A 25,924-nucleotide genomic window follows, 5' to 3' on the forward strand; every position below is an offset into this window, starting at 1 on the left:
CGCCCATCATAAATCATCAACCCTTGCAAGTAAAGTGTTTTACAGCCTTTACGACCTCTTGCGCTCCCGACCGCGGAAGACGAGACGAAGCGGTGAACCGGTGAAATCGAACGCCTCCCGCAGCTTGTTCATCAAATACCGCTCATAGGAGAAATGAATCCCCTCGGGACGGTTGGTGAAGATGACGAAGGAAGGAGGCTTCGTCCCCACCTGGGTCGCGTAGTAGAACTTCACCCGTTTCCCCTGGAACAGCGGCGCGTGGTGCTTCTCCACCGCCTCCGAGAACGCCCGGTTGAGATCGGCGGTGGAAACCCGCTTCGAGTACTGGGCCATCACCGTCTCCACCTCTTCCATCACCTTGTTGATCCGTTGCCCTGTCCTGGCCGATACGAATACTATCGGCGCGAACGGCAGATACTTGAATTCGGTCCTGATCTGATCGACGAATTTGCCGAGCGTCGCATTGTCTTTCACAAGGGTGTCCCACTTGTTGACCACGAAGATGCAGCCCCGTCCCGCCTCGTAGGCATAGCCGGCGATCCGCTCGTCCTGCTCGGTCACCCCCTCCTCGGCGTTGATGACGATCAGCACCACGTCCGCCCGCTCGATGCTCCGCAGCGAATCGACCACGCTGTACTTCTCCAGCTTCTGGGTGGTCTTCCCCTTGCGCCTGATCCCCGCGGTGTCGATCAGGAGGTAGCGCTTCCTGTTGCAGGTGAAGAGCGTGTCGACCGAATCGCGGGTCGTGCCGGGGGTCGGGTTCGCCACCACCCGTTCGAAACCGAGGAGCCGGTTCACCAGGGACGACTTGCCGACGTTCGGGCGCCCCACCACGGCAATCTTCGTCACGTCCTCGTCAACCAGCGCGCCCCTCTTCTTCGGCAGAGCCGCCACCACTTCGTCCATCAGGTCGCCGACGCCGCGGTTGTGCTCGGCCGATATGGTGTGGATGTTCTCGACGCCGAGGGTGTAGAACTCGGCCGCCTCGTTCTCTAGCTTCTCGCCGTCCACCTTGTTGACCACGTAGAAGACCGGCTTGTCGACGCGGCGCAGCATCTCCACCACCTCGGCGTCGGAGGGGGTGAGCCCCGCCCGGCCGTCCATGAGAAAGAGGATCACGTCCGCTTCCTCGATGGCGAGCTGGGACTGTTCCCGCATCTGCTGCAGGAGCCGGTCTTCGCTCTCCGGCTCGAAACCGCCGGTGTCGATCAGGATGAACGGCACCTCATAGCGGGTGACGGTCTCGTAGTTTCGGTCACGGGTAACGCCGGGCATGTCGTCGACGATCGCCTTGCGCCGCCCCACGAGCCGGTTGAAGAGGGTCGACTTCCCCACGTTGGGTCGGCCGACGATGGCAACTATCGGTATCATATGGTCTCCATGGTTAATTAAATACGTTACGGCGCAAAGGTTTCCACCCTCACTCGTAGCCGAGGTCTCTGAGCATGGCGGGGTTTTCGCTCCAGTCCCGCCTGACCCGCACGAAGAGCTCCAGAAAGACCTTTGCGGCGAGGAGCCGTTCAATTTCGAGCCGCGCCTCGGTGCCGATCCGCCGGAGCATCGCCCCCTTCCTGCCGATGACGATCCCCTTCTGGGAATCGCGCTCCACCGTGATGGTGGCGGCGATGGAGACGAGGCTGCCGTCGGGGCGCTCCTTGAAGCTGTCGACCTCCACGGCGGTGGCATAGGGAATCTCGTCGCGGGTCAGGCGAAAGACCTTCTCGCGGATAATCTCCGCCACGATGAAGCGCTCCGGCAGGTCGGTCAGGATGTCGTCGGGAAAATAGACCGGTCCCTCCGGAAGCTGGCTTTTGACCAGTTCCACGAGCCCCGCCACCCCGAAGCCGGTCTCGGCCGAAACCGGCACGATCTCGCGGAACGGAAAGAGTTCCCGGTAGGCGTCGATTCTCTTGAAGACATCCTCCTGGGGGGCCAGATCAGCCTTGTTGAGGACGAGGAAGACCGGCACCGTCGCCCCCCCGAGCAAACCGACGATCTCCCGCTCCTGTTCGCCGGGGTCCCGGTGGGCCTCGGCGAGGAAGAGGATCAGGTCGACCTCCTTGATGGACGAGAGGGCAACGTCCACCATGTACCTGTTCAGGCGCGACGTGGCTCGGTGGATTCCCGGTGTGTCGATGAAGACGATCTGGGCGCCGGGGAGGTTATGGATCCCCTGGATGCGGTTGCGGGTGGTCTGGGGCTTGTCCGAGGTGATGACGATCTTTTCGCCGAGGATGCGGTTCAGAAGGGTCGACTTGCCTACGTTGGGACGGCCGATGATCGAGACGAATCCGGAACGAAACTGCGTATCGGGCAATGGATACTCCTTGGATCGGATGCGATTTACGAATCAGGGAAACAGGCTACCGGCGACGGTGTCGCCGGAATATGATATTTCGAGATCGAACGGCGGGCACGCCGGGGTCGCGGCAACCCGGGCAACCCTCACTCCGCGCTTAGCGGCAAGCCGCTCCAGGTTCCGCCGCCGCTGGCCCACCACGTCGGAGACCCGCGACGGGGCGCAGGCCAGTTTCACCTCGCTCCCTTCCGGAATACCGGCGGCCAGCCGAAGGAGAAGCTCGCACCACAGATCACCCTCGACAAGCTGGCGAAATGCGGGATGCCATGGACCGGCCAGGATCGTCCCCGGCGCCTCCAGTTCTTCAGTAGGCTGGAGCCCGATCCTGATCACCGGCACGCCAGCCCGGGTGGCGACCCGAAGCATCCGGGCGCAGAGGGATACCGCCTCGTCGAGCTCCAGCGGAGAGTACCTACCGCAGAGCCAGAGCTCCGCCAGCTCCGTCCCCGCCACCACCACCGTCGGGTAGATGCGCAGAAACGCCGGCCCGAGTGCCAGGACCCGCCGCAGCGACTCCAGAGTCGTCTCCCCCGTATCGCCGGGGAGCCCGGGCATCAGTTGCGCGCCAACCGCGATTCCCGCTTTCTTCAGGAAAGCGAACGCCCGCTCCGTGTCGGCGGCGACATGTCCACGGCCGGCGGCGGTCAGGACCCGGTCATCCATCGACTGCACCCCCAGCTCGACGGTATTCACTCCGTGGTCGCAAAGGAAACGGGCCGTTTCGCCGTCGATGGCGTCGGGCCGCGTGGAGAGGCGCACGCTCGCAATTTCCGCCGAAGCGAGCAGTGGCTGCAGCGGCTCCAGCAGCCGCCGCTGGTCGGCGAGGGGAAGACTGGTGAACGTCCCGCCGTAAAAGGCAACCTCCACCCGTCGTCCTTTGCCGGAGAGAGCGGCAGCGGCGATGGCGGCGCGCATCTCATCGCTTCCCGGAAGATTCCCCCCCTGACCGCTGATCGTCCGCTGGTTGCAGAACACGCAGTGCCGGGGACATCCCTGGTGCGAGATGAAAAAGGGGACGATGAGCGGTTTCATTGCTTCCCTGTATGGTCGGAGGCAAGCAAGGCGAGCCCTTCGCGGGCAGCCTCCTGCTCAGCCTCTTTCTTGCTGCGGCCGCACCCCTCGCCCACCTTCTCACCGCCGACGAACGCAGCCACCGTGAAGCGCTGGTCATGGGGGGGGCCACTCACCGCCAGCAGCCTGTACGTGGGGGGAGCGCCGCAGAGCGCCTGCACCTTTTCCTGGAATTCGGTCTTGTGATCCCGGCCCGACGTCCCATCCGCCACCCCGGAAAGAAGCGGCCCGAAAGCTCTCTCCACCATGCGGCCGGCATGCTCCGCGCCGCCGTCAAGGTAAACTGCGGCCAACAATGCTTCGTACGCGTCTGCGAGGAGGGACTTGCGCTGCCGTCCTCCGCTTCGCTCCTCGCCGCGCCCGAGCCGAAGATACGCGCCGAGCCCCAGCTCCCGCGCCAGCTCCGCCAACGTATCCTCGCCGACCAGCGAGGCCTTCATCCGCGCCAGCACTCCCTCGCGACTTTCGGGAAACCGCTCCAGCAGGAGCCGGCCGACAAGAAAGCCGAGAACGGCATCGCCGAAGAACTCAAGGCGTTCATTGTCCTTGACCCCGGATTCCCGTACCTCGTTCAGGTAGGAACGGTGAGTCAGAGCCTCGACCAGAAGCGCGCCGTTCGAGAATGTATAGCCGATGCGGCGTTCCAGGCCGGCCGGATCGCCGCCCGCCCCCACATCGGGTGTTTGGTTTGACGGTTCACGCATAGACGAAGCAGTATAACCTGAATCCGTCGTCTTTATCAATAGATATGCCGTCACACGGGGATTTTTGCCTTGATTTGTCCCCCCCTCTTCCCTATAATTCCCCCTTTATGAAACCAAAGGGTGGCGCCGCCAGCATGGGCTTTTTCATCACATTTGAAGGGATCGAGGGGTGCGGCAAGACGACCCAGATCCGGCGCGTCGCAGAATGGCTTTCCGCGGATGGGTACGAGGTGGTCGTGACGCGCGAACCCGGAGGATGCCCCATTGCCGACGCCATCAGGGCGATTCTCCTCGACGCGCGCAACAGCTCCATGGTCCCTCTCGCGGAGCTCCTGCTCTATGCCGCGGCCCGTGCCCAGCATGTCGCCGAAGTCATAGCGCCGGCCCTGGCTGCGGGCAAGGTGGTCCTCTGCGACCGGTTCACCGATTCGACCCTCACCTATCAGGGGTATGGACGGGGACTGGACCGGGAGCTTATCGGCCACCTCAACACCCTCGCCGCCGGCACTGTGAAACCGGACCTTACCGTAATCCTCGACTGCCCCGTCGAGCTAGGGCTCTCCCGGGCCATGACACGGATAAACGGCACCACCGCCGCGCGGGAGGAACGGTTCGAACAGGAATCGCGCCTGTTCCACGAGCGGATCCACGACGGTTTTTTGGCACTTGCCGCCGTCGAGCCGGACCGGTTCGTGCTGGTGGACGGCAGCCGCGGCATTGAGGAGACCGGTGCCGCGATCCGGGAGATGCTGACCCGGCGACTTCCGCGGAGATGACGATGTCCTTCTCCCGCATCCTCGGCCAGGATACCGCTGTCGATGTCCTGCGGCGGGCGCTTCGCACCGGCAAGCTGGCCCACGCCTACCTCTTCGAGGGGATCGAAGGGTGCGGCAAGAAGACCACGGCCCTCGCCCTCGTCGCTGCGGCCTTCTGCGGTGACGGCGAAGGATGTGGGCACTGCCCCTCCTGCCGGAAGATGCCATCGTGTCAGCACCCCGATCTTCACCTCGTGGGACCGGACGGCGCCTTCATCAAGATCGACCAGATTCGGGATCTCCAGCGGGAGCTAGTGCTACGCCCCGTCGAGGCCCCCATGAAGGCGTGCATCATCGATGAGGCGGACCGGCTCAATCCGGCCGCCGCCAACGCGCTTCTCAAGACCCTGGAGGAGCCTCCGGGCAACGCCCTGATAATTCTCCTAACGTCACGCCTTGCCGGCATATTGCCGACCGTTCGCTCACGCTGCCAGCTCCTGCGGTTCGGGCAGCTTCCCGAACGGATCATAGAGGACGAACTCCTGCGCAGGGGGACCGCCCCTGCCGCGGCCCGAATGGCCGCCTCGCTCGCCGGAGGAAGTCTCGGACGGGCGCTGGAGCTCGGGGAGCAAAGCGATACCGCCGTCCGCGGCGAACTGCTGAAACGGCTTGCCACCCTTTCTCTTGGCAACATCACCCCCCTCTTCGAAGCCGCGGAGGAGCTTTCCGCCAACCGGGAAACGGCGGTCGAGACCCTCGATGAGCTCACCTCGCTCCTGCGGGACGTCATGCTCATCCAGGGGGGAGGCACGGACGTAGTGAATCGTGATCTGCTCCCGCTCCTCGAACAGGAGGCCGGTCGTACCACGCTTGAGCAGAGCGGGGAACGGATCGCACGGATCATGGAGGCCCGTCAGGCGCTGGGCCGCAACGCCAATCCGCGGCTCACGCTGGATGTGCTTCTCATGCGCCTTGCCTGGTAACGCAGCAACGACTTGCAACGGGGATCCCCCGGGAGGATATAGAATTGGCAACCATCGTCAAGGTACAGTTTCACACCGCCGGCAAGCTCTATGACTTCGGCGTCGGTTCGTTCGAACTCAAGCCGGGTGACCGGGTCATCGTGGAAACCGAGCGGGGCCGGAGCATCGCCACCGTCGTCACGCCGCCGCGCGAATACGAGGAAAGCCAGCTCCCCGAAGGGCTCAAGAACATCATCCGCCTCGCCGAAGCATCCGACGTGGAGTCGGCGGCCCGAAACGCCACCCGCGAGAAGGACGCCTTCGAATTCTGCCTCCGCAAGATCAAGGAGCGGGGAATGGATATGAAGCTCGTCAGGGTGGAGTATCTCTTCGACGGCAGCAAGGCGATATTCTACTTCACCGCCGACGGCCGGGTGGACTTCAGGGAACTCGTGAAGGACCTGGCCCACCAGTTCCACACCCGGATCGAGATGCGCCAGATCGGCGTTCGCGACGAGGCGAAGATGATCGGCGGCATCGGCATCTGCGGCCGTGAGCTCTGCTGTTCGTCGTTTCTGCGGGACTTCGAGCCGGTATCGGTCAAGATGGCGAAGGAGCAGAGCCTGGCCCTGAACCCCACCAAGATATCCGGCCAGTGCGGCAGGCTTCTCTGCTGCCTCGGCTACGAGTACGAAACCTACTGCTCCCTCAAGAAATGCCTTCCCAAGTGCGGTAAACTGGTCAAATGCGGCGGAATCGAAGGCGAAGTGGTCAAGATGAATGTCCTTGAAGGATCCGTGACCGTTAGGACCGATGATGACCGCGAAGTGGAAATCAAGGGTGACGACATCAGGCCGGAGAACATAGCCGACCGCCCCAAACAGCCCCGCAAGGAAGGACCTAAGGAGCGCGAGCAGAAAGCGGGAGCCGACCGGGAGCCGAGAGAAAAGGGACAGCGGGACCAGCAGCGTCCCGACGGCCAGGGGCGGGAGCGCCGCAGCGGCCGGGGCAGGGAGCGAGATAAAAAGGAGAAGAAATGAGCCGGACCTTCTATGTCACGACACCGATCTACTACGTTAATGACGTCCCCCACATCGGCCATGCCTACACGACCCTTGCCGCGGACGTACTCGCCCGCTACAAGCGGCTCAAGGGTTACGAGGTCTTCTTCCTGACCGGCACCGACGAACACGGGCAGAAGGTGGAGAAGGCGGCAAACGCTGCCGGAGAAACCCCGCTGGAACTGGCCGACCGGGTGGTGAAACGCTTCCAGGCGCTCTGGGACAAGCTCGACGTCGCACCCACCGACTTCATCCGGACCACCCAGGAACGGCACAAGAAGGGGGTCACCCACATCTTCCGCCAGATCCTGGCGCAGGGAGATATCTATCTGGGAGAGTACGAGGATTGGTATTGCACCCCCTGCGAGACCTTCTGGACCGAGACCCAGCTCATTGACGGCAAATGCCCCGACTGCAACCGCCCCGTCGAGAAGCTCAAGGAAGAATCATACTTCTTCAGGATGAGCAAGTACCAGGATCAACTCCTGGCCCACATCGAGGCCACCCCCGATTTCATCCAGCCGAAGAGCCGGCGCAACGAGATCATCGCCTTCGTCAAAGAGGGGCTGCGCGACCTCTCCATCTCCCGCACCTCGTTCAACTGGGGAATTCCGGTGCCGGAAAACGAGCGGCACGTGATCTACGTCTGGTTCGACGCCCTCACCAATTACATCACCGCCCTCGGCTACCCGGATCAGGGAGGAAATTTCAGCAGATACTGGCCGGTGGATGTCCACCTTATCGGCAAGGACATCCTTCGCTTCCACGCCGTCTACTGGCCCACGTTCCTCATGGCCGCCGGGCTGCCGTTGCCGAAGAAGGTCTTCGCGCACGGGTGGTGGACCGTGGAGGGGCAGAAGATGAGCAAGAGCCTCCAGAACGTCGTGGAGCCGAACATGCTCGTTGACAAGTACGGCATTGACGCCGTCCGTTATTTCCTCCTGCGCGAGGTCCCCTTCGGGCTCGATGGCGATTTTTCCCACACAGCCCTCGTCCATCGGATCAACTCCGACCTGGCCAATGACCTTGGAAACCTCCTCAACCGCTCCACCGCCATGGTGAACAAATATTTCGACGGTCTTCTACCCCAGCCCGGCCCCCTCGCCGAACTGGACGCCGCGTTCAGGGAAAAGACCGAAACAATGGTGGCGCAGCTCGATACCTGCCTCGACGAGCTCGCCTTCAGCAAGGGACTTCAGGCCATCTGGGAGGTAATCTCGGCCGGCAACAAGTACATCGACGAAACCGCCCCTTGGGCCCTCGCCAAGGACCCGGCCCAGAGAGAGCGACTCGGCACCATCATGTACACGCTTCTAGAGGCCCAGCGCATCGTCCACATTCTCTTGTCGGCCTTCATGCCGCGCACGGCGGCGAAGGCGCTCGGCTACCTCGGCTGGAGCGTCTCCCCCCGAGGCGAAGATCTGCAATGGGGAGGGCTTGTGGCGGGAACTCGTATAGCCAAGGCCGAAGCGCTCTTCCCGCGGATCGAGGAAAAAAGCGAATAGAATCGACGAAAGGGCAACCCCAAACGGTTGCCCTTTCGCATCAGGCAGCGCAAATCCCTTGCCTCACAGGGGAGAGGCACCGGGCCGCATCTCCCCCGAATCGAAGAGAAAGAAGAAGCGAAAGAGGCAGTATTTGTAGAATTCTCCGAACAGGAGCCGGAAGCTCCCGCCATGGCTCCACCATTGTACCCGGAGGTTTTTGCTGTCGACCGGGTAGGGATAAATGGCAATATCCTTCGGCAGCAGGTGCCGAAAGATCAGGGTCGCCCGCTTCATGTGATAGCGGGAGGTTATGAGGTGGATGGAACGGATATTCTTCTGCATGATGAGCTCACGACCGTAGATCGCGTTTTCCAGGGTATTTCGCGATGCCTTTTCAAGGTAAACGCGCCCCGAAAGATGCTCCCCCTCCCGATCGCGGAACAGATCCTGCTTCTTCACCAGGGGGTCGACGCCAACGAGAAAGAGATATTCTCCCCGTTTTTCACGAAAGAGTCTGACTCCTTCCTCCACCCTTCCCCGTCCCCCTGCGAGTACCACTACCGCATCGGCGCGAAAGTCGCGGGGACGGAGCGAAAAGCTTTTGTAAACGAAGTCCACGAAAAGAACCGCCATCACCACACAAAAAACCAGGAAAAGCGAAATGAGACCCCGGAAAAATACCGCCATTGCACCACCTTATCGAAACATTTCACTTGCAACCGACATCACAGTCTGATATAAGAGAGAGCTTCAGACACCATAGGAGGGAGTAGAACCATGTCCAGGAAATGTGAAATCTGCGGCAAAGGTCCCAGTTTCGGTAACAACGTCAGCCACGCCAACAACAAAACCCGCACTGTCTGGTACCCGAACCTTCAGAAAGTAAAGGCCATCAGAAATGGTAGCGTCCAGACCATTAAAGTCTGCACCCGCTGTATCCGTTCCGGCCACGTAACCAAAGCCCTTTAACATCCCCATCGAGATTCGGGGGATGCGCCCTTCGAATCTCCCGGCCCAACCCAAGAATTAAAGCCGCGACACGCTGGTGTCTTGCGGCTTTTTTCGTTCGCATCCGCCAACCTGAAAACAGATCAAACGGCTGCGACAACCTCGATCTCCACCATGGCCCCGCGAGGAAGGCCTTTCACCTCGACGGTGGAGCGTGCCGGAGGATTGTCGGCAAAATAACCGCCGTAGACCTCGTTGACCGCTGCAAAATGGGCGAGGTCGGTTAGAAAGATCGTAGTCTTTACGATCGCCCCGAATCCGAGACCTGCCTCGGCAAGGACCCCGCCGATGTTCGCCATCACCTGAGCGGTCTGCGTCCGGATATCCCCCTCCGCCAACTCGCCGGTTCCGGGAATGAGCGGAATCTGCCCCGACAGAAAGAGGAACCCTCCGGCCTTCACCGCCTGGGAATAAGGTCCAATCGCCTTTGGAGCCTTGTCGGTTGCAACGATCTGTTTCATCACCAGCACTCCTTTTGCCTCGCCGTTGGTTTTTCGCTAGCTCTTTATCCGTTCCACCTTGATGACCCCTTTCACCTTCATGATGTTGTTCATCACGCGGTTGAGGTGATCTATGTCGGTGACGTCAACTTCAAAGATGTTTACTCCCCGCTTGTCGACGGTGCTCTGGATGGACGCGCTGGAGATATTCGCCTCGCAGTTGGTGATCGCAAGGGTAATGTTCGCCAGGATACCCTTCTGGTCATAACAGGCGACCTTGATCTTCACCGGCAGAGCTGCCTTGCGGTCCCGGTTCCAGGCAACCGCTATCCGCCGTTCTGGATCGTTCTCCAGGGCGACGGGGCAATCGGCCGTGTGAACGGTCACGCCACGCCCCCGGGTAATGAATCCGACGACATCGTCCCCGGGGACGGGATTGCAGCACTTTCCGAATCTCACCAGCACATCCTCGACGCCGCCGATCTGAATGGCACTCGTCGACTTCCCGGTAAGCTTGCCGAGCACCTTGCCGAGCCTGGACTCCTTCTGCTCCTGCCGCTCGGCAAGCCGTTCCTCTGGGATCAGCTTGCCGAGCACCTGACCATGGGAAAGCTTCCCATACCCAACGGCAGCCAGGATGTCGTCGTCGGTAATCAGGCCGAATTCTGAGGCCACCCGTTTCAGCTCCCCCGACTTCTGCAACTTTGCCAGATTGAGGGAGTAGCGCCTGAACTCCTTTTCCAGGATCTCACGACCAAGGGTGATGCTGCGGAGCCGCTCCTCTGTCTTGATCCAGGCGCGGATCTTGTTCCGCGCCCGCGAGCTCCGGACGATCTTCAGCCAGTCCTTGCTCGGCGTGTGGTGGGGAGAGGTGATGACTTCCACGATGTCGCCGTTTTTCAGTTCGTATTTGAGCGGCACGAGCTTGCCGTTCACCTTGGCGCCAACGCAGCGGTGACCGATGTCGGTGTGAATGGTGTAGGCAAAATCAATGGGGGTGGAACCCTTGGGAAAACTCTTCACGTCTCCTCTTGGAGTGAAGACGTAGACTTCCTCGGGGAAGAGCTCCACCTTGACGGTGTTCATGAACTCGTGGGAGTCCTGGAGTTCCTGCTGCCACTCGAGGAGCTGACGGAGCCAGGCAAAACGCTTGACCTCCTTCTCGTCGTACCCCTTCCCCTCCTTGTATTTCCAGTGGGCCGCAATCCCCGCCTCCGCCACCCTATGCATCTCGCCGGTGCGGATCTGCACTTCCATCCGCTCGCCATGGGGGCCGATGACGGTCGTATGAAGGGACTGGTACATGTTTCCCTTCGGCATGGCGATGTAATCCTTGAAACGCCCCGGGATCGGCTTCCAGGTGGAGTGGATGATCCCGAGGACCTCGTAACACTCGCGGATGTCGTTTACCATGACGCGAATGGCGATAAGGTCGTAGATCTGATCGATATCGACGTTGCGGTTCTGCATCTTCTTCCAGATGGAGTAAAGATGCTTGCTCCGCCCGTAGACCTCTCCTTTCAGCTCGTGCTCGGCGAGCTTGGAGACGATTATGGAGCGGACTTCCTCGACGTAGCTTTCCCGCTCCTTTTTCTTCTTGGCAACCTTGGAGGCAAGGTCGTAGTAGATCTGGGATTCCAGGTACCGGAAGGATAGATCCTCCAGCTCGCTCTTGATCCAGGAGATTCCGAGGCGATTGGCAAGGGGGGCGTAGATGTCGAGGGTTTCGCGCGAAATGGAGCGCTGCTTCGGTTCGGGCTGGTACTGCAGCGTCCGCATGTTGTGGAGGCGGTCGGCGAGCTTGACGAGGATTACCCGGATGTCGTTCGCCATGGCGAGGAGCATCTTGCGGAAGTTCTCCGCCTGGCTCTCCTCCTTGGTCTTGAAGTGGATCTTGCTTATTTTCGTCACGCCATCGACGAGGTTTGCCACCTCGACCCCGAACACCTGCTCAAGCTCTTCCTGGGTGGTCAGGGTATCTTCGATGGTATCGTGCAAAAAACCGGTCACGACCGTGGGAGCGTCCAGCCGCAACTCCGCCAGGATCCCCGCCACCTCCCTCGGGTGGACAAGATACGGCTCGCCCGAAAGCCGGGTCTGCCCCTGATGCACCTTCGCGCAGTAAACATACGCCTTGCGCACCAGATCCAGGTCGGCCTGGGGATTATACGACGCCACCTTGTCGAGAATGTCGTTTAGCCTGATCATAGGGGAAAAAAGACAAAAAAAGGGCGGAAGCTTGGTGCTTCTGCCCTCGTGGAGAGATGGATCAGCGGCCTTTGCGAGAGGTCAGTTCGTACTGGGCTTTCCCTGCCGCAATCTCGCGCAGCGCCAGGACGACGTTCTTGTTGCTCCCCCTGTTGTCGATGAGGGGGGAAGACCCCTTGTAAAGCTGCTTTACCCGCTTCGATGCCAACATCACCAGCAGGAACCGGTTATCCACTTTCTCGAGACAATCCTCGACAGTAACGCGTGCCATGAAACAACTCCTTTCCTGATTCGGGGACCGAGGGCCGAGGGACCGGCTGCCGGTCAGTATGATCGATCCTGCAGAGAGAAACCTTCAATCGGCGGTGCCGATATCAAACAGTTCCGTCACCGCCTCCAGAACGCGAAACGTCCGGCACCGCTCGGCAATGACTATCGACTTAAGCTCTTCGACTGCTCTCGGAAACTGATCGTTGACTATGACGTAATCATACCAGCGGGATTCCCGGATCTCGCCGGCAGCGGCATCGATGCGCCGGCTGATGACTTCGTCGCTGTCGGAAGAGCGGCCGTTGAGCCTGCGACGCAACTCATCGTAACTGGGAGGGAGAATAAAGATATAAACGCCGCCCTGATATCGCTCCTTTAACTGACGAGCCCCCTGGATGTCGATGTCAAGAATGACGTCTACGCCGTTGGTACGGCATTCCTCCAACGTCCGTATGGCGGTGCCGTAACAGTTGCCGTGGACCTCAGCCCACTCGGCAAACTCACCCTCCGCGACCATCCGCCGGAATTCGTCCGGAGTGACAAAAAAATAATCTTTTCCATGGACTTCGCCGGCCCGGGGTGCCCGTGTCGTATAACTGACAGAATGCCGCAAGGCAGGGAATATGTCAATTATTTCCTTGCAGAGCGTGGTCTTGCCTGCCCCGGATGGAGCCGAAATTATAAAGATTGCACCTTCGCGTTTCATGCGTTTCCCTGCCCTTCCCCCCTCACTCGATGTTCTGTACCTGTTCACGGATCTTTTCGAGCTCTGCCTTGAGTTCGACCACGATGGCAGCAATCTCGGCGTCGTTTGCCTTGGAGCCGATGGTGTTAACCTCCCGGTTCAGCTCCTGAAGGAGGAAATCGAGCTTGCGCCCAACCGGCTCTTCCAACTGCAGCGTTTCATCGAACTGCACCAGATGGCTTCGAAATCGCACGAGCTCTTCGGTGATGTCCCCCCGGTCCGCCATGATCGCCACTTCCTGGGCGAAACGGGCCTCATCGAGAGAAGTGCCGGCCAGGAGCTGGTTGAGCCGTTCCCGAAGCCGGACCGCGTACTCCGTCACAACTGCCGGGGCACGTCCCGCCACCCGCTCGATAAGCCCGGAAAGATTCCGGCGCCGTGACAGCAGATCGGCCAGGAGCGTCTCCCCCTCGCGCCGTCGCATTGCCTCCAGGGCGTCGACCGCTCCGCGAACCGCGCGACCGAGCTCCTCGCGCAGCAGCTCCTCGTCTCCCTCCTCATTGCGGGCAGCCAGGACATCCCGCTGGGAGAGAATAAGCTGAAGAGTAACCGGCTCGGAAAAGAGACCGAGCTCCTCGCGCAGCTGGTCGAACGTATCACGATACGCCTTGGCGAGGGGGAGGTTCACCATCGGCAGATTCGCCACTCCCGCCACCTCCTCCCGCTGCACGAACACATCGATCTTGCCACGCTTGAGCCGGTCTCCCACCGTCTTGCGAACCTCGTTTTCGAAGGCGAGGAGCGAGCGCGGTACCTTGACTGCGATCTCGCCGTAGCGGTGATTCACCGAGCGGATCTCGACGGTCGTGCGGCCATGTTCGGCCTCGACCACGGCCTTGCCGTAGCCGGTCATGCTCTTTATCTTTACCATATGAAGAACTCCGTATTGAAATCCGGGACCGAAAACCAAAGGGGCGGTTAACCCGCCTGATTCAATTACCGGTCCCCGGTCCCTGGTTCTGAAGCTTGCTTTCCCACCGCCACGCATCGGCAACGATGGTATCCAGGCTGTCGAAACGGGGCTCCCAGCCAAAGAGCGTGCGCACCCGCTCCGCCTTCGCCACAAGTGTGGCGGGATCGCCGGGCCGGCGCGGCGCTTCCTCGGCTGGGAAATTGACACCGGAGACCCGGCGCACGACATCCACCACCTCCCGGACGCTCGCCCCCTTACCGTAGCCTACGTTGACGACGGTCGGCTCCCCACCCTGTTCCAGGTACCGCAGGGCGGCCAGGTGGGCGGAGGCCAGGTCTTCCACATGGATGTAGTCGCGGATCCCGGTGCCATCGGGGGTCAGATAATCGGTCCCGTAGATCGAAACCTTACCCCGCAGGCCGAGGGCTGCCTGGCAGCTAACCTTGATCAGATGGGTCGCCTCCGGGGTCCGCTGTCCCATCCGCGCCTGGGGGTCGGCCCCCGCCACGTTGAAATAGCGGAGGGCAACATACTTCATCCCGTGGGCGGCGGCAGTGTCGCGCAGCATCCATTCGCTCATCAGCTTTGAGGTGCCGTAGGGGTTGATAGGGACCGTCGGGCTCTCCTCGGCGGCAGTGCCATCCGCAGGCATGCCGTAAACCGCCGCGGTGCTCGAAAAGACGAACCGCTCGACACCGTGCTTGACGCAAGCACCGAGGAGATTCAGCGTATTGCGCGTATTGTTCGAGTAGTACTTGAGGGGAAGCAACACCGATTCGGGGGCCACGATGGATGCCGCAAAGTGGAGGACCGTCCGGAAGCCGTACTCGACGAACAACGCATCGAGCCGCGCGGTGTCCGACAGATCCCCCACCACGAGTTTCTCGCCGTGAACGAGAGCGTCAGCAAAGCCGGTGGAAAGATTGTCGTAGACCACCACCGTGAATCCGGCCTCCGAAAGCTGCCGGACCACGTGACTCCCGATGTATCCCGCACCGCCGGTTACGAGTATCGCCATATCCCCCCCTTTTCCGCTTTCATACGTGGAAATACTCCCGATACCAGGCCACGAACCTGCCGATACCCTCCTCGATGGAGGTGGCCGGCCTGAAGCCGACGTCCCGCATCAGGTCGTCCACATCGGCACAGGTGGCCGGGACGTCCCCCGGCTGGATCGGGAGGAGGTTTTTCCGTGCCGTGGTACCGAGGCAGCGCTCGATGGTCTCGATGAAGGTAAGCAGTTCCACCGGGCTATTGTTGCCGATGTTGTAGATGCGGTACGGCGCGTAGCTCGTCCCCGGATCGGGGCTGGCGCCGCTCCAGGCGGTATCTGGCGCGGGAATGCGGTCCACGACCCGCGTCACCCCCTCGATAATGTCGTCGATGTAGGTAAAGTCGCGCTGCATCTTGCCGTGATTGTAGACATCGATCGGCCGGCCCTCCAGAATGGCCCGGGTGAAGAGAAAGAGTGCCATGTCGGGGCGTCCCCAGGGGCCATAGACGGTAAAAAACCGCAGCCCCGTCGTCGGCAGCCCGTAGAGGCTCGAATAGGTGTGAGCCATGAGCTCGTTGGCCTTCTTGGTGGCGGCGTAGAGGGAAACCGGATGGTCCACGTTGTGGTGGACCGAAAAGGGCATCGTGGTGTTGGCGCCGTAGACCGAGCTCGAAGAGGCGTACACGAGGTGCTTCACCCCGTGGTGACGGCATCCTTCCAGGATGTTCACGAACCCCACCAGGTTGCTCTCCACGTAGGCGTGGGGATTGGTGAGGGAGTAGCGGACCCCGGCCTGGGCGGCGAGGTTCACGACCACGTCGAACCGCCCGGTGGTGAAAAGTTGCTCCATCTCCTGCCGGTCGGCCAGGTCACCCTTCACGAACCGGAACCCTTCGTCCCTTTCCAGGAGCTTGAGCCGGTCGAGCTTGAGACTCACGTCGTAGTAGTCGTTGAGGTTGTCGAGGCCGACTACCCGGTCCCCCTGCTGCAGGAGCCTGGTGGCGAGGTGAAAGCCGATAAAGCCGGCTGCTCCGGTCACAAGTACGGTGCGCATGGCGGACATAACCCTCCGGGAAGTGTAACGGCAACAGAAAGTGCGCAGTGTATCACATCACCCCGTCGATGGAAAGGAGGATGAGAGGAGCCTTACGATCCCGGCCATCATGAGATCCACCGTGATGCTCCGGCGGCATTCGGCGTCACGGTCGCACTCCTTTCGGAGGCAGGCATGGCAGTTGAGGGGGGACTGAACCCTGACGTGCTGTTCTCCCCGGGGGGCATTGCGCCGGCCGTCGGTGGCCCGATAGAAGGATACGGTCGGGGTGCCTACCGCCGCAGCCATGTGGATCGGCCCCGTGTCTCCCCCCACGACGAGATCCACCTTCTTGAGGAGGGCACAGAACCCTTTGAGAGAAAGTTTCGGCAGCACCCGCACGTTTCTGCCGATGCCGCGCGCGATCGCCTCCGCAGTGACCCGCTCGCCTTCGTTTCCCCAGGAGAGGAGAATGGTCGCTTCGGGAAACCGCTCCAGAACCTTCCTCCCAAGGTCAACCCACCCCTCCTCGTGCCAAAGCTTGGTCGTCCAGGTGGTGCCGTTATGGAAAAGGATGGCGAAGCCGTCGGACAGGGTTGCCAGCAGGGCCTCGGCCGTCGCGTCATCCTCGGGAGGGGTAAAGATATCGGAGGAGATGACCATCCCCGTGTAGTCCTTGCCAAAGGGAACGCTCGCCACCCGCAGGGAGCGGCAGCTCACGTGGTGGTCCTGGCGGCGGAGCGGCACCTGGTTGGTGGTAAAGAGGAGATTGAGGGACTCCCTCACCCCCTCCCGGTCGAAGCCGAAGCGGCGCCGGGCCCCCGACAGCCAGGTGATGAGCCCGCTCTTGAAGTTACCCTGGATGTCGAAGGCGATGTCGTAGGATGCCTCGCGAAACGCCTCCCGGAGCGCCTTCACCTCCCCGCGGGTCCCCGCGGAGAAGGGATGCCGGCGCCACTGCCTGGTTTTCACGACGTGGACCTTCCGCAGCAGCGGGTGCCCGTCGAGAACCTGCCGGTTCCCTTCTTCCACCACCCAGTCGATTTCGACACCCGGCACCGCCTGACGGAGATAGTCGAGCACCGGCAGGGCGTGGATGACGTCACCAAGGGCGGAAACTTTGACGATGAGGACTCGAATGGACATGCCTGTTGTCTTCAACCTCAATTGGCCGATTGCGGACGGTTTACAGCCCGGAAAAGCAGGAACTCTTCTTTTGTGTTCCCCGGCCGCCCCCCTCGCCATGCCAGTGTCCAGTTCGGCCCGATATTATCCTTCAAGGTCCCTCGCCTTCCCCCCACAAACAGGTAGCCACACGGGACATCGGCGATGCTATCGACCATGTGCGTTTGGATGCCGGCAAAATATTCCAGCATGGCCCTTTCGGACTCCCCTATGGACATGCTGGCAACACATGCCCCGTTGCGGGGAATATGCGGCAGCAGGGAAGCGATCATGGAACGATAGCTTCTCATGGCGTCCGTCCACGGGAGCCAAAGGGTCATGCAAAGCCCCCAGACCATGGTTGTCCCCATCCCCCACCTGAGAAGCGAATGGCCCCATGTGGCTGGCGTCCGGAGGGCGATCCCCCCCCAGACAACCGTGTATGCCGCTGCCACGGCGAAGGAGAAGAGCGCAAAAGATGGGACATAGGCCGGAGAGATGGCGCGAAGCCTTGCCGCGACCATGGCGGGATGGCCGGAAATGAGGGCTAGCCAGCCGAGCCAGAGGAGAAGGCCTGCCACGGCGAACAGCGCCACCCCCCACCTGTCGATTGCGCGGCCTGGCCGCCCCGGGTCCATGTCAAAGGCCGGCACGGCCAGGATGGAGAGGGGGACCAGCATGGGGAGGGCGTAGAGTCCCCGGCCGTCCGAGGCAACAGAAAGAACGGCAAGCATCACTGCAAACGCCACAAGGGGGATGCTTCGCAGGAAGCCGCCCCCGACGGCGCGCCGCTTCTTCCACCCTACCCAGACTGCCAGCGGGAACGCCGGCCAGGCAAACCAAGGCAGCGTGTAAAAGTAGAAGGCCGGCTTGTTGGGCGGACCCTGCCTGGCGGTCCCCAGAAAACGGCCGAAATTCTGAACCAGCAGCCACTCACGGAACAGGCGGGGGGCTTGGCGATGCAGGGCAAGCGGCCAGATCAGAAGCCATGGAAGCGCCGCCAGGAAAGCCACGACAAGGGTCATGAGATATTCGCGCCGCCGGCAGTCCCCGGAAACCAAGGGGAGCACAACGGCCGTGATCCCCAGGATGCCGGGCGCAAAGAGCCCCTTGGAGAGAAAGCCGATCCCGACCCCGGTCCCGATCCACAGACCGCCATGAACCGGACACCGCCGGCTCAGGACGAAGCCGAAGATGGCGATGGCAAAGCCGGACAAAAGGGGGATGTCGGTAATAAGCTTGTGGGCATGGGTTTGAAGTCCCACGCAGCTCAGCAGGAGCAATATCGCCACCCTCCCCCGCCCCACCCCGTACAACTCCCTGGCTGTAAGGGCGACAAAAGCGAAGGTGATGGCCATAAAGAAGGCGCTCGCCAACCGGGCCGCGTCATGGGGGGCCAGGGCCTGAGAAAAGAGCCTGGCAAAAAGTGCGGCCGTCAGGTAGCAGAGGGGCGGCTTCTCCATGAACGGCACGCCGGCAACCGTCGGCACCACCCAATCTCCGGTGGAGAGGATGTGCCACACCATGCCGAAACTGTAAGGTTCGTCGGCCTTCCAGGGATCGTGGCCAAAGAGGCCGGGGAACAGCCATAGAACCGTAACCGTGGCCATCAGGAGCCAGGGGATCCTGATGGCGGGTGCAGCAGTATTTCCCATGGCCTCAGGATTCATCAAGTTTATTTTATCCATGGAACCGCAACAGCTCTTTCATCCGAGCAAAGGGGACTGCTTCTATTCCGTCGGCAAGGGGGAATTCATGATCTCCCGCATGAATTACCACAAGCCGATCCAGCTTCAAACTCTCTAATGAAGAGATCATGGAAGGTGTGAGCCTCGGTGACGTAGTTCGTTTTATCTCGAAACCGAAACGCTTTTGTCCCCGCATAATAAGAAGGTCCAGCTCCGCCCCGCCGTGGGTTGCCCAGAAAAAGCATTCTTCCGGTTCTGCCCTGTATAGCCGCCTGATCTCATGCAGCACGAACCCTTCCCAGGATGCGCCCACCTTCGGATGCCGCTCCAGATCTTCATGGTCCTGGATCTTCAGCAACGCATGCAGAAGGCCGCTGTCGGCAAGATAGATTTTCGGCGCCTTGACCTGCCTCTTCCCAAGATTTTCGTGCCAGGGTAACAGTTGCCGCACCACCAAAGCCCCGATCAATATATCGAGATAGTGACGTACGGTGGTATGCGACATCCCGAAGGCACGAGCCAACTCATTGCCGTTCCATATCTGTCCATGGTAGTGGGCCACCATGCTCCAGAATCTGTGGAGTGTGGCGGCAGGGATGCGAATGCCCAGTTGAGGGATGTCCCTCTCAAGGAAGGTGCGGATAAAATCACGGCGCCACTGAAAACTCGCCGAATCATCGGGCGCCAGAAAGGAGGGGGGAAATCCCCCCCGCAGCCAGAGCTTTTCGCTTTCTTTGACTTCGTCAAGAGAAAACCCGTCAAGCTCATGATAAACAATCCGGCCGGCCAACGATTCGGAACTCTGTCGCAGAAGTTGAGGAGAGGCGCTGCCAAGGATCAGGAACCGCGCGGGAGGATGAGGACGATCCACAAGTACCCTGAGCAGTGGGAATAGATCGGGGCGCAGCTGGATTTCATCGATGACAACCAGTCCGGTGAGACGCCCCAAGGCCAGTTTCGGTTCACTCAACCGGGAAAGATCGTCGGGATCTTCAAGATCAAAATGGGTATACCCGGCATCAAAGCGCGTAGCAATTTCGCGGGCCAGGGTCGTCTTGCCGACTTGTCGCGGCCCGAGTATGGCCACTATTGGCGAGCGGTCAAGGGCGCTGCATATCTCGCTGTAATGATATTCACGTTGTATTAGCACGGCCGGAATTTACCATGAAATTTGAAAGCTTGCCATGCAAATTTCAAAGCATGCTCGTTTTATCACTTCCAACACAGTTTTCACCCGCTGAGCCGCATCCACCACTTCCTCCGAAACTTCCTGCCGCAAGCATGTGGGAGACAGCATCAAAAACCTGATCCACGGTGATCTCCTCCATGCACTGGAGGTATCGGGTATTTGTACACTTTCGACTTCGACAGGGTACGCAGCCAACTCCCCTGGCACAGAGCACCAAATGCCCCTCGCCGACCGGGCCGGTGCGCGCGGGGTCTGCCGCGCCGAACAGGGCGATCACTCTCGTGCCGACGGCCGTCGCCACGTGCATGGGCCCGGTATCGCCACTGACCAGTACAGCGGATCTCCGAAGCACCGCGCCCAGTTGCAGTAGCGAGGTGCGCCCCACCAGGTCGATAACCGGCGCGGCAACCCGCGCTGCCACCGCATCGGCAAGCTCCCGGTCCTGACCGCCGCCGACGAGGAGCACGGCTGATGACAATTCCCGGTTCAACCTCCCGGCCAGGGCGGCAAAATGTTCGACCGGCCAGCGGTTCACCGGGTGACTGGCGCCGAGGTTCAGGGCCACCAGTTGCCGACCGGTCAACGATTCCCGCTCGATCAGCTCGTCTGCCCACCGCTCGTCGGCTTCTCCGGTATGCAGCTCCAGGCGATGGTCCGCGGCCCGCGGGTCGATCCCCAACTCCGCCACTGTTTCGAGATGATTCTCCACCGCATGCACAATGCGGTTTTTGGCCCTGTGATAGACCAGCACCCGGCAAGGGAGAGCCGCCGTCGCCAGCAGCCATGCCTTCAGGTTGCTCCGCTGGAAATTGACCACCAGATCGAAGCGCCGCTGCCGCAGCTCTCCCCACAACCGTGCGAACGCCCGCCACGAACGGTGGACACCCCGCTTGTCGAAAATCAGGATCTCGTCCACCAGGGGATTATACCGGAACAGATCGACCGAGGCGGCACTGCCGACCAAAAGGGAGATACGCGCCTGCGGCATCCGTTCCTTGAGCGCCCGGATTACCGGCGACAGCTGCAGCAGATCGCCAATGGCACCGGGCTTGATGAGCAGGATTCTCATGCAGGAAACGCATCCTGGAGCAGAATTTCCAGCAGACGCCGGGGATCATGCTCCCGGGCGAGTACACGCGCTGCGTCACAGGCGCGGCCAGCGTAGGAGGGCCAATCCGCCAGCACCCGATCTATGGCCGCAGCAAGGGCGCCGGGCGTTCGCTCGGCAATCGTCTCGCCGGCGCCGAAGCGTTCCACCTGGGCACCCGGCCAGGTGCCCCGGGTTGCAATGACCGGCGATCCGTGCAGCAAGGCATCGAGCACTATTCCGCTCACCTGGCTGGCAAACTGCTCCCGGGCATAGGGGGCCAGCACCAGTGCGCCTCGGAAACGGGCCAGGTATTCGGCGCGGCCAGGGGCCGAATCATCGGGGCGCAGCCCCCGGTAGCCCGACGAGAGGAGCTCCTGCACCACTGCCTCCTCTCGATGACCATGCCGGTCTGCATGCTTCTGCGATACCTGCACCACCAGGGGAACGGCACGCCCTTCGCTCGCCCATTGCGACGCGAGTCCGGCAACCAGGTCCAGCCCCTTGTTGATGCGCGCCGCCCCTGCCATGAGCAAGTGCGAAAACGGCACCGGCACCGGCGGTTCTGCCGGCGCGAGCGCCGGATAGGGGACGCAGGCGACTCGCCTCCAGCCACTGGCGCGAAGCTCATCGGCAACCGGTTCGGTCGAAGTGATCGCCAGCGCATGCCTGCGGGCCAGACCGGCAAGCGGCAGGAAACACTTATCGCGGAACGTGGTGGGTGGGCGATGGAAAAAGAGTCGTGCACGGTCGGGTCTGCAGCCGGCACTGGCAGCCGCCATGGAAACCGCGGCAGCATGGCGGCCATCGGCGGTCAGGACCAGGAAAGGCAATCCCTTGCGAACCGCGCGAAGGATCGTTCGCCACTCGGCAAGCGGCTCACCGACGCGCGGCTGCTCCCGGCAGACCTGTACCCCCGACATGGCCTCCAGCATGCCGTCTGCAGCGGGATGGGCGAACACTCCAAGGCTGGCTTCCCCGGCTCGAACTCCTACGGCCCGGACAAAATCAGCATAGTGACCACTGGGAGTGCGGAGGTTGGGTTCGATGATAAGGAGCTGAGTCATTTACGAAAAAAACTCTTTTCCAGCATACGTTGAAACGGGGAGCACCCTTATGCCATCGATCCCCAGAATCCCCTTTACCAACAATGTGAATCGATCTTTTACCGGAAAGCACCCCCCATGCTTCCGAAGCGATGTGTTGATTGAATGTCTGCCAGATGTCAACTTTCCCATACTTGCCAGAAACAGGTCATTTGCGTCAACACTCTGTGGCTGTTTCGCCTTGATACAGATAGAATGACTACTCGGCAAGACCTCCATCAATTTAGAAAAAGAATGCTGCCAGCCCGGCAGCAGATGGCGTGCGGCAACCTGCTCTCTGATTTTAGATCCTTGCACTCTGCGCAATTCAGGGTCGGCAATCAATGCACCGACGCGGTCAACATATTCCTCAAGCGAGGTTGCATGCGTCCAAGCATCGCCTTCGACGGTTGACCCATCGGAAAATATCGGAGCTGCAGTATTTGCCAATCCAATCACAGGCACAGCATGTAACGCGGTCTCCAGTAACGAGGTCAGAGACGCATAGGGAAAGGAATCCAGGTAAATATCTGCGACGGAGTGAAAATCTGAAATATTTGTTTGGACACCATACGCCTTAATTCGTCCGCCGACCGAATCAGAGGCTTCCTTCCATGCGCCCGCATGTTGGGGACCGCAGGCAACCAGGACAGCTTGCTTGGACCGCTTCAACAGAGCGGTGACTGTGTCGAGGAAATTGTACTCGCCCAAAGGAGAATACTTTAGGTGGCTGGCGATGGTCAGCAGAACGACTGCATCATCGTCAATCCCTAAACGTTTCCTGGCTGCCAGGCGGTCTACAGAGCTCTCTCTTTCTACAAGTGGGATGGGAAGAATTTCCGAAACGTTTGTATTTCGACGCGTCAAGGTCAGATTCTGCCCCGCCAGTCGTATATCAGCAACAGCATCAGCAACCGATACCCCGAGCCAGAAAAGATGATCGGCGTGATTCAGAACAATAACCGGCGGTCCGTCAGGGATGCCGAACGCAAGCAGAGGAACAACATCGTAGGGGTGGGCATGCAGGAAAACGATATCGGCAGCTTCACGACTTATTTGCCGTAACCTGAGACTGCGTCCAATCAAATCGGCACCAGAGGCTGCCAGATCAGTCCATTTGCTGCAACCGCTGCAAAATATTCCGCGGAGCCTGTCAGGCAACGGCCCACGCTGGGCGGTTGTAACCAACAAATGCTCATATTGTTCAGACGTATTTACAACCAGACGTTCAACAAGCCGAGTATGTCCTCCGGTGCCAAATGCATTCGTCATGACATGAAGAATGCGAGGCTTGCTTACCCCAGAATGAGTAGATGGCACATGACACGGTTGCTTGCTGGCCATTGGCAACATTTGGGCAACTTCAATCAAGAGCGATTCCAACTCCGCAGAGAAGAAAAACCCCGGATGTCTGTGAAACGCCATATCAGCGGCGATCTGAGCCCAAACCCCTCCGGACAGAAGCTCGCCACGTCTGACCGCTTTGAGAGCATTTTCATAGGCTCCCCCAAATCGGTTATTCGCCTCATCAATATATGCTCGGGCCTTTTGGATTTCATCATCAGTCAAGACATACCCCGGTTAATTCGACATCAGCGTTGCGCGGCTGCCCAAATCGCATTCACAACGTAATCGACTTCGCTGTCCTTCAGATGGGGACCTATAGGGATACTGAGAACTGTCTCTGCCAGCATCTCACAAACCGGCAACCTTCCTCGTTCGATACCGAGGAGGGCATATGCCCCTTGAAGATGCGGGGGGACTGGGTAATGAATGAGCCACCCCACTCCCTGCTGATCAAGAATCTTTGTAAATCGTGACCGATCGGCAGGGCGAACAACAAACAGGTGCCAGACCGGTTCCGCCCAATCGGGAACCATCGGCAACTCCAGTCGCAGGTTTTGCAATCGAGAAAGATACTCCAGTGCCACACACCGCCGACGTTCGTTCCATTCGTCAAGACATGCCAGTTTCACCCGGAGAAAGGCAGCCTGCAGTTCATCGAGACGTGAATTGAATCCTCTTTCTCCGTGACAGTACTTTATGCTCGAGCCATAGTTTCGCAGCCGCCGAATGCGCTCCGCCAAGGCAACGTTGTCAGTAGTGATGGCGCCACCGTCGCCAACCGCGCCAAGGTTCTTTCCTGGGTAAAAGCTAAAAGCTGCGGCATGTCCAAGGCTACCTGCCCGCTTCCCGTGATAACGCGCACCATGGGCTTGGGCAGCATCCTCAACCACCATGAGGCCGTAGCGTTCTGCCACAGCATTGATCGGGTCCATATTAGCCGGCTGGCCATAGAGATGCACTGGCAGAATTACCTTGGTACGCGGAGTGACCGCAGCCTCAATCCGTACAGGGTCAAGATTGTATGTTCGCTCATCCGGCTCCACGGGAACCGGTGTAGCCCCGGTATAGGTGACGGCAAGCCAGGTCGCAATATAGGTATTTGAGGGGACAATAACTTCATCCCCCGGCCCGATATCCATTGCTCGCAGGATGAGATGAAGCGCATCGAGTCCATTCCCCACTCCGATACAGTGCTTCGTCCCGCAATAATTGGCAAACTCCGCCTCGAACGCCTCTACTTCGCGGCCAAGGATGTACCAGCCCGATTCCATAACCCGCCGATACACCGCATCCAGTTGATGCTGAAGTTCTCGGTAGGGACCTTTAAGGTCAAGGAACGGAACATTCATTGTTCACCTCTTGCCACACTGCAGAACTCTGCATAATCACGATAATAATCATCTTCACGATACACGTCAGAGGCCAGCACCAGACAGATTCCGCCGGACGAAAAATTCAGAAGTTCCCGCCAGATCATATTAGTAAGATAAAGCCCAAAATAGGGTCTGTTTAAGTGTACCACTCGACGGTTCTTCCCATCGTCCAATAACACATCAAAACTTCCGCTGGCAGCAACGATAAGCTGGTAAAGATCCCGGTGCGCATGCCCACCCCGAGTCTCCCCCCCAGGGATGTCGTACAGGTAGTAAACTCGTTTGATATCAAACGGAAGCGTAACACCACCATAAATTGGCGTCAGATTTCCGCTTTCACTGGTTATACGGGGCAACTCTACTATGGAACAGTCAAATACGTTTGCCATCAAGTGCTCCGAAGCTGCTTGAACGTCATATAATCACGCAGATAATCTGTCTCATCATAATCTTCCGAAGCCAAGACGAGGCAGAGAGAATTGGTTGAGAAGTTAACGAGCGAACGCCAATGCAATGGCGGCATGTACAGTCCGAAATATGAGCGATTCAATAAATAGCGCGAAACCGATTTTCCGTCGTCAACTTCCACTTCAAAGCTTCCGGAAACTGCGACAATCAATTCTCTGTTTTTGCGATAGGCATGCCCTCCCCTCATCTCGCCTCCCGGAACATCATAAATCCAGAAGGCACGGCGCATCGCAAAAGGAACATGACGGTTTCCCTCAATAAACGTCAAATTACCCCTTGGATCAAAGATCTTAGGCAATTCTACAAGTCTACAAGTCCCGCTCTCCATATTCACCCTTCGAACAAAATCTATAAATATTTTGCATACCGTTGACGAATCAATTCATAGCTCTCTTTTGTATAAACGTAAAAACAGTCAACGCTATCTTCGTTTACTTTCACAGCTCCCATCCGCTCGTGGAAAGCCCGTACTCTTGCATTTTCCTTTCGCACATCAAAATGCGACTTAGAAAA

Annotated in this window: 26 protein-coding genes; 5 read left to right on the forward strand and 21 right to left on the reverse strand. The window is 59.9% G+C overall.

Annotation, left to right across the window (positions count from 1 at the left end):
* Positions 1-48 precede the first annotated feature (48 nt).
* Genes der through rnc form a run of 4 tightly spaced genes read right to left on the reverse strand, consistent with a single transcriptional unit; the run spans position 49 to position 4,134 of the window.
* Positions 49-1,371, reverse strand: coding sequence for a ribosome biogenesis GTPase Der (der, locus tag M6689_RS13155; protein ID WP_298272541.1), 1,323 nt, complete (start codon positions 1,369-1,371; stop codon positions 49-51).
* Between the two features lie 49 nt (positions 1,372-1,420).
* Positions 1,421-2,317, reverse strand: a complete 897-nt coding sequence (gene era, locus M6689_RS13160) for a GTPase Era (RefSeq protein WP_298272544.1) — start codon at positions 2,315-2,317, stop codon at positions 1,421-1,423.
* A 33-nt stretch (positions 2,318-2,350) separates the two neighbouring features.
* Entirely contained in the window at positions 2,351-3,391 is a 1,041-nt protein-coding gene (locus tag M6689_RS13165) for a radical SAM protein (RefSeq protein WP_298272546.1), read from the reverse strand.
* Positions 3,388-4,134, reverse strand: coding sequence for a ribonuclease III (rnc, locus tag M6689_RS13170; protein WP_298272549.1), 747 nt, complete (start codon positions 4,132-4,134; stop codon positions 3,388-3,390). The genes M6689_RS13165 and rnc overlap by 4 nt, the downstream gene beginning before the upstream one ends.
* 134 nt (positions 4,135-4,268) lie before the next feature.
* Here rnc and tmk point away from each other — a divergent pair, with 134 nt between their 5' ends.
* Genes tmk through metG form a run of 4 tightly spaced genes read left to right on the forward strand, consistent with a single transcriptional unit; the run spans position 4,269 to position 8,417 of the window.
* On the forward strand, positions 4,269-4,910 hold the full coding sequence (tmk, locus tag M6689_RS13175) for a dTMP kinase (protein WP_298272551.1): 642 nt from the start codon (positions 4,269-4,271) through the stop codon (positions 4,908-4,910).
* Between the two features lie 2 nt (positions 4,911-4,912).
* Positions 4,913-5,872 carry a DNA polymerase III subunit delta' gene (gene holB, locus M6689_RS13180; protein ID WP_298272553.1) on the forward strand — a complete coding sequence of 320 codons (960 nt, stop codon included), beginning with the start codon at positions 4,913-4,915 and terminating at the stop codon, positions 5,870-5,872.
* 44 nt (positions 5,873-5,916) lie between these two features.
* The gene (locus M6689_RS13185) at positions 5,917-6,891 is read left to right on the forward strand and encodes a stage 0 sporulation family protein (protein ID WP_298272555.1); all 975 of its coding nucleotides are present in this window, start codon (positions 5,917-5,919) and stop codon (positions 6,889-6,891) included.
* The gene (gene metG, locus M6689_RS13190) at positions 6,888-8,417 is read left to right on the forward strand and encodes a methionine--tRNA ligase (RefSeq protein ID WP_298272557.1); all 1,530 of its coding nucleotides are present in this window, start codon (positions 6,888-6,890) and stop codon (positions 8,415-8,417) included. The genes M6689_RS13185 and metG overlap by 4 nt, the downstream gene beginning before the upstream one ends.
* A 63-nt stretch (positions 8,418-8,480) precedes the next feature.
* On the opposite strand, the gene M6689_RS13195 is transcribed toward metG, so the two are convergent.
* Complete coding sequence (locus M6689_RS13195) at positions 8,481-9,086, reverse strand: YdcF family protein (protein ID WP_298272559.1); 606 nt, start codon at positions 9,084-9,086, stop codon at positions 8,481-8,483.
* Between the two features lie 90 nt (positions 9,087-9,176).
* Here M6689_RS13195 and rpmB point away from each other — a divergent pair, with 90 nt between their 5' ends.
* Positions 9,177-9,368: a 50S ribosomal protein L28 gene (rpmB, locus tag M6689_RS13200; protein ID WP_039742897.1), complete on the forward strand. Its 192-nt coding sequence runs from the start codon at positions 9,177-9,179 to the stop codon at positions 9,366-9,368.
* 122 nt (positions 9,369-9,490) lie between these two features.
* Here rpmB and M6689_RS13205 read toward each other — a convergent pair whose 3' ends face one another.
* From M6689_RS13205 to M6689_RS13280, 16 genes are all read right to left on the reverse strand, one after another.
* Positions 9,491-9,868, reverse strand: a complete 378-nt coding sequence (locus M6689_RS13205; RefSeq protein ID WP_298272563.1) for a RidA family protein — start codon at positions 9,866-9,868, stop codon at positions 9,491-9,493.
* 36 nt (positions 9,869-9,904) lie between these two features.
* Complete coding sequence (locus M6689_RS13210) at positions 9,905-12,055, reverse strand: bifunctional (p)ppGpp synthetase/guanosine-3',5'-bis(diphosphate) 3'-pyrophosphohydrolase (protein WP_298272566.1); 2,151 nt, start codon at positions 12,053-12,055, stop codon at positions 9,905-9,907.
* Positions 12,056-12,116: 61 nt separating this feature from the next.
* A complete protein-coding gene (gene rpoZ / locus M6689_RS13215) occupies positions 12,117-12,326 on the reverse strand; it encodes a DNA-directed RNA polymerase subunit omega (RefSeq protein WP_298272568.1) in 210 nt (69 codons plus the stop codon).
* 84 nt (positions 12,327-12,410) lie between these two features.
* Positions 12,411-13,031, reverse strand: coding sequence for a guanylate kinase (gene gmk, locus M6689_RS13220; RefSeq protein ID WP_298272570.1), 621 nt, complete (start codon positions 13,029-13,031; stop codon positions 12,411-12,413).
* Positions 13,032-13,053: 22 nt separating this feature from the next.
* A complete protein-coding gene (locus tag M6689_RS13225; protein ID WP_298272572.1) occupies positions 13,054-13,941 on the reverse strand; it encodes a YicC/YloC family endoribonuclease in 888 nt (295 codons plus the stop codon).
* 61 nt (positions 13,942-14,002) lie between these two features.
* Positions 14,003-15,001, reverse strand: a complete 999-nt coding sequence (galE, locus tag M6689_RS13230; RefSeq protein WP_298272574.1) for a UDP-glucose 4-epimerase GalE — start codon at positions 14,999-15,001, stop codon at positions 14,003-14,005.
* A 19-nt stretch (positions 15,002-15,020) separates the two neighbouring features.
* Positions 15,021-16,031 (reverse strand): NAD-dependent epimerase, encoded by a 1,011-nt coding sequence (locus M6689_RS13235; protein ID WP_298272576.1) that lies wholly within the window; start codon positions 16,029-16,031, stop codon positions 15,021-15,023.
* A 57-nt stretch (positions 16,032-16,088) separates the two neighbouring features.
* Positions 16,089-17,156, reverse strand: coding sequence for a lipopolysaccharide heptosyltransferase I (waaC, locus tag M6689_RS13240; RefSeq protein ID WP_298272580.1), 1,068 nt, complete (start codon positions 17,154-17,156; stop codon positions 16,089-16,091).
* A 17-nt stretch (positions 17,157-17,173) separates the two neighbouring features.
* Positions 17,174-18,829: a glycosyltransferase family 39 protein gene (locus M6689_RS13245; RefSeq protein WP_298272582.1), complete on the reverse strand. Its 1,656-nt coding sequence runs from the start codon at positions 18,827-18,829 to the stop codon at positions 17,174-17,176.
* A 25-nt stretch (positions 18,830-18,854) separates the two neighbouring features.
* Positions 18,855-19,952 carry an ATP-binding protein gene (locus M6689_RS13250; protein ID WP_366949749.1) on the reverse strand — a complete coding sequence of 366 codons (1,098 nt, stop codon included), beginning with the start codon at positions 19,950-19,952 and terminating at the stop codon, positions 18,855-18,857.
* A gap of 103 nt (positions 19,953-20,055) precedes the next feature.
* The gene (locus tag M6689_RS13255) at positions 20,056-21,120 is read right to left on the reverse strand and encodes a glycosyltransferase family 9 protein (RefSeq protein ID WP_298272586.1); all 1,065 of its coding nucleotides are present in this window, start codon (positions 21,118-21,120) and stop codon (positions 20,056-20,058) included.
* The gene (locus M6689_RS13260) at positions 21,117-22,073 is read right to left on the reverse strand and encodes a hypothetical protein (protein WP_298272588.1); all 957 of its coding nucleotides are present in this window, start codon (positions 22,071-22,073) and stop codon (positions 21,117-21,119) included. Before M6689_RS13260 ends, M6689_RS13255 begins: the two co-directional genes overlap by 4 nt.
* Positions 22,074-22,205: 132 nt before the next feature.
* On the reverse strand, positions 22,206-23,792 hold the full coding sequence (locus M6689_RS13265; RefSeq protein ID WP_298272590.1) for a hypothetical protein: 1,587 nt from the start codon (positions 23,790-23,792) through the stop codon (positions 22,206-22,208).
* 23 nt (positions 23,793-23,815) lie between these two features.
* A complete protein-coding gene (locus M6689_RS13270; protein ID WP_298272593.1) occupies positions 23,816-24,919 on the reverse strand; it encodes a DegT/DnrJ/EryC1/StrS aminotransferase family protein in 1,104 nt (367 codons plus the stop codon).
* Positions 24,916-25,332 carry an FdtA/QdtA family cupin domain-containing protein gene (locus M6689_RS13275; protein WP_298272596.1) on the reverse strand — a complete coding sequence of 139 codons (417 nt, stop codon included), beginning with the start codon at positions 25,330-25,332 and terminating at the stop codon, positions 24,916-24,918. Before M6689_RS13275 ends, M6689_RS13270 begins: the two co-directional genes overlap by 4 nt.
* The gene (locus M6689_RS13280; protein ID WP_298272599.1) at positions 25,332-25,739 is read right to left on the reverse strand and encodes an FdtA/QdtA family cupin domain-containing protein; all 408 of its coding nucleotides are present in this window, start codon (positions 25,737-25,739) and stop codon (positions 25,332-25,334) included. The genes M6689_RS13275 and M6689_RS13280 overlap by 1 nt, the downstream gene beginning before the upstream one ends.
* Positions 25,740-25,924: the final 185 nt, after the last annotated feature.

The organism is Geobacter sp. (assembly GCF_027327745.1).
Classification (GTDB): Bacteria; Desulfobacterota; Desulfuromonadia; order Geobacterales; family Geobacteraceae; genus Geobacter.